Source organism: Rubritalea sp. (assembly GCF_039830215.1).
Classification (GTDB): domain Bacteria; phylum Verrucomicrobiota; class Verrucomicrobiia; order Verrucomicrobiales; family Akkermansiaceae; genus Rubritalea.
This window is the reverse complement of the sequence record NZ_JBDOPO010000287.1, coordinates 1-3,206: the sequence shown is the minus strand read 5'-3', so window position 1 is coordinate 3,206 and position 3,206 is coordinate 1. Positions and strand designations below refer to the sequence as shown.

Genomic DNA, 3,206 nt, shown 5'->3' with positions numbered 1-3,206 from the left:
ACTAAACTCAATGTCGGTTGGTGTTTTTCCTCAACCCACTTTGCCGACTCAGCAATCCACTGCGAAGAGGGTATACTGGCATTTGGCCCCCAAAATGTGGAAAATGGGAAGTCACCTAAATCTGCCTTGATTTGCTCGCGCATTTCCATCGGCTGGGTGTAGACATCAAACACCTTACTGCCATCCGCTGGGTACATAGGCCTCGGAGTGATCGTCCAATCGGCAGAGGCATACATATTATACCACCAAAATAGCTTAGCACAGGTAAAATTTGGAATCTCACGACGTAGCGTATCCCAAATTTTTTCCGCTTGGACAAGATGGTTACTCTGCTTCCAGAACTTCACCTCGGCAGCCTCTCGGTCATACCAGCCATTGGCCACGATGCCATGCTCAGACCCACGCTTGCCCGTCACGTAACTCGACTGAGCGGTACAAGTCACAGCAGGAAATGCCGGTGTGAAAGTAGATATCTGGCCCTGTGCGAGGAAGCTGTTGATTCTCGGTGTGTTTTCTCCAAGAACCGATTTTGTCAGTCCAACCACATTAAGAACAACAACACGCTTCATATAAATATGTTCTAACTAAAAATGACACCGCGTCAAGCAGGCTAAATCTACTAATTCTTAATTGGAGCGCAGCTATTAATGAAATACTTTCTCTCGTTCTTCTGAAGTAGAAGCCGCAGCATAGAGTTCAAGCATCTGCATACAGTATTCGACCACAGCCTCATCCACGAAATGCACATCTTCCCCTTTACCTACTCCACGTAGAAGTAGAACTGTGAGCTCGCCACCGAGATGTTCACGAAATTCCTCTAAACCATCAAAGAGCTTGCGGCGGCCATTCTCATGTTTGAGTTCAAAGCCCTCATGATACAATGGGAGCTTAAGTCCATGAAGTAAGGCTAAAACGCGCTTGGCATCTTTTTCCTCAAGTCGGCCAGTGCGCCATGAATACAATGTATCTAGTGCCAACCCAACACTCACAGCTTGCGCGTGAGTCATTCCAAAATCTGTCAGTTGCTCAAGCTTGTGTGCGGCCCAGTGGCCGTAATCCAACGGTCGGCTAGAGCCCAGCTCGAAGGGGTCACCACCATGGGCAATATGCTCAGCATGTAAAATAGCCGAGCGCTCTACGGCTTCTTCAAGAGCGTGAGGTCGTAATTTCACAAGCAATTTAACATTGTCTTCTAGCCAATCAAAAAACGCACCATCGCGAACCAACGCGACTTTGATTGCCTCGACCAATCCGTCGCGGCGGACATCCTCTGGCTGTGTGTGTAAGAACGTAAAATCATTCACAACTGCATAAGGAACTGCAAATGATCCTAGCCAGTTTTTCTTACCAAAAGCATTGATACCATTCTTCACCCCGACTCCGGAATCATCCTGAGAAAGTGTCGTCGTCGGGAAGCGCACGAAACGAACTCCGCGGTGAGAAGTAGCTGCGCCAAAGCCGATAACATCCAAGAATGCACCACCACCAATGGCAAAAATATAGCTGTGACGATCAATCTTTTCCTCATTCACTGCGTCCCACACCGAATGCAGAACTTTCTCGTCTCGTTTACAAATTTCAGCACCAGGCGCAATGACCACGCGCTTGAGCTCCAATCCTGGCGTACTGCCAAAATATTCTCCAATTTGCCGCTCCAACTTAGGAAATGCAACAGCGACTGAGTCTTCCAAAAATATCAAAAGCTTAGCATGGCTATTTGTTTGCAATAAACGCGCTAACATGCGGTTTCCCTCATAAAAGGCGTCACGCGTGAAGCGGATACGATGCTGATAATTTAAGGAGATTGTGTAATCGTGTTCAGTCATAAATCGATGTTCTGAGAATTCATAATATAGTAAACGGGCCGACGCCACTCATTCTTATCAAATATTTGCCACTATGACACTCTTACTGCGCTGAGCCAGCGTTAATAGAACAAAGTGGCCTTGAATTAAGTTGGGTTGTTTTGGGTGGGCTCGGGGTAAGCAGCCTGCTGTTTGGCGTTTACAACTACACTCAGTTGGAGAATAACACTGCCATTGCTCAGCCAAGGCTTTGAATTTGAGCGGGCTTAGATCTAGTTGACTGTTGCCACGAGTACCTTCTGTTTTGATGCTGCTGTGCCAACGATCTAACTTCCCATTAGACTGAGGCTAGTCAAGGGAGGTTTTTACGTGAGTCATATCGCAGATATTAATAAAGGCCTTGAAGTCACGGCTAACGATTTATGGGCCGTTGTCGTTTGAAGTGGTCCCTTAAGACGCTGCCGTAGGTATATAGAATATCTGACTGTTTATCGGTGGCTTTATGACCGAAAAACAGAGAGATAAAACGTAAGAAAAGACACCTTAGTACTGAACTTAAAGCACATGTCGCCACCGAAGCTCTTAAGGGGATTCACTCAGTACACGACATAGACCTGGAAAGTGATATAGCACCGTCCCAGATCAGTCAGTGGAAAAGGGAGTTAGAGTCTCGAATGGTTGTGCTTTTTGAGCAGATCTAACACCAGCAAGCTTGGGAAGGCTGATAATATTTATCCTTACCTACTCAGAGAAACTCCTGTAGCGGCTGCAGATGAAGTCTGGTGTAATGACATCACTATATACCAATGCCTAGAGGTGTCGCTTACTTGATTGCTGTGGTGGACTGGCACACGCCTGCAGTACTTTCATGGGAAGTGTGCAACACGATGGATACAGCATTTTGTCGCGGAGCATTGCGCCAAGGCTACAAGTGGGATCAAAGTGAGTATGGAAGGCAAAGGGTGGTGGTGAGACAACGTGTTCATCGAACGCCTCTGGCGGAGTATCCAGTATGAGAAAATCAGGTTCTGGAGCTACAGCAATCTACCAGAACTAGAAGCTTTGGTCGATAACTGAATAGAGTTCTATAACCACCGAAGAAGGCACCAATCGCTATCAAATCAAACCCCATGGAGCGTCTACCAGGAAGCCCTACGAAAAGCTGCTGCAGCCCAAACCTAAATTAGCATTTACGAACATATGATGTAGCCTCCGATTCGCGAGAACAAAAAAATTAGATGTATATGCCCCTATGATTCTTGAGCCAGAGTTCATCAAATGAGAGTTGCTATTTCGGCTCTGACAGAAAAATTGTGTTTTTGGTCTGTTAGTTAGGTCATTGCTTCTTCAAAGCCATGACCGATAATTTCCTTCTACTGGATGAGGAGCGCAGATCCAGAT

At 46.4% G+C, this 3,206-nt stretch carries 3 protein-coding genes; 1 reads left to right on the top strand and 2 read right to left on the bottom strand.

Annotated features, from left to right (window positions below; all coding sequences use genetic code 11):
- Positions 1-569, bottom strand: a 569-nt coding sequence (locus ABGY95_RS09540) for an alkaline phosphatase family protein (protein ID WP_347441448.1), incomplete at its 3' end; no start/stop codon positions are given.
- A 75-nt stretch (positions 570-644) separates the two neighbouring features.
- The gene (locus tag ABGY95_RS09535) at positions 645-1,826 is read right to left on the bottom strand and encodes a 3-dehydroquinate synthase (RefSeq protein ID WP_347441447.1); all 1,182 of its coding nucleotides are present in this window, start codon (positions 1,824-1,826) and stop codon (positions 645-647) included.
- A gap of 785 nt (positions 1,827-2,611) precedes the next feature.
- Here ABGY95_RS09535 and ABGY95_RS09530 point away from each other — a divergent pair.
- Entirely contained in the window at positions 2,612-2,821 is a 210-nt protein-coding gene (locus ABGY95_RS09530; protein ID WP_347441446.1) for a hypothetical protein, read from the top strand.
- Positions 2,822-3,206 lie beyond the last annotated feature (385 nt).

Bases quoted from the DNA above. Each gene is read 5' to 3' on its own strand.
- ABGY95_RS09530 (WP_347441446.1), top strand. From the start codon at position 2,612: ATGCCTAGAGGTGTCGCTTACTTGATTGCTGTGGTGGACTGGCACACG.
- ABGY95_RS09535 (WP_347441447.1), bottom strand. From the start codon at position 1,826: ATGACTGAACACGATTACACAATCTCCTTAAATTATCAGCATCGTATC.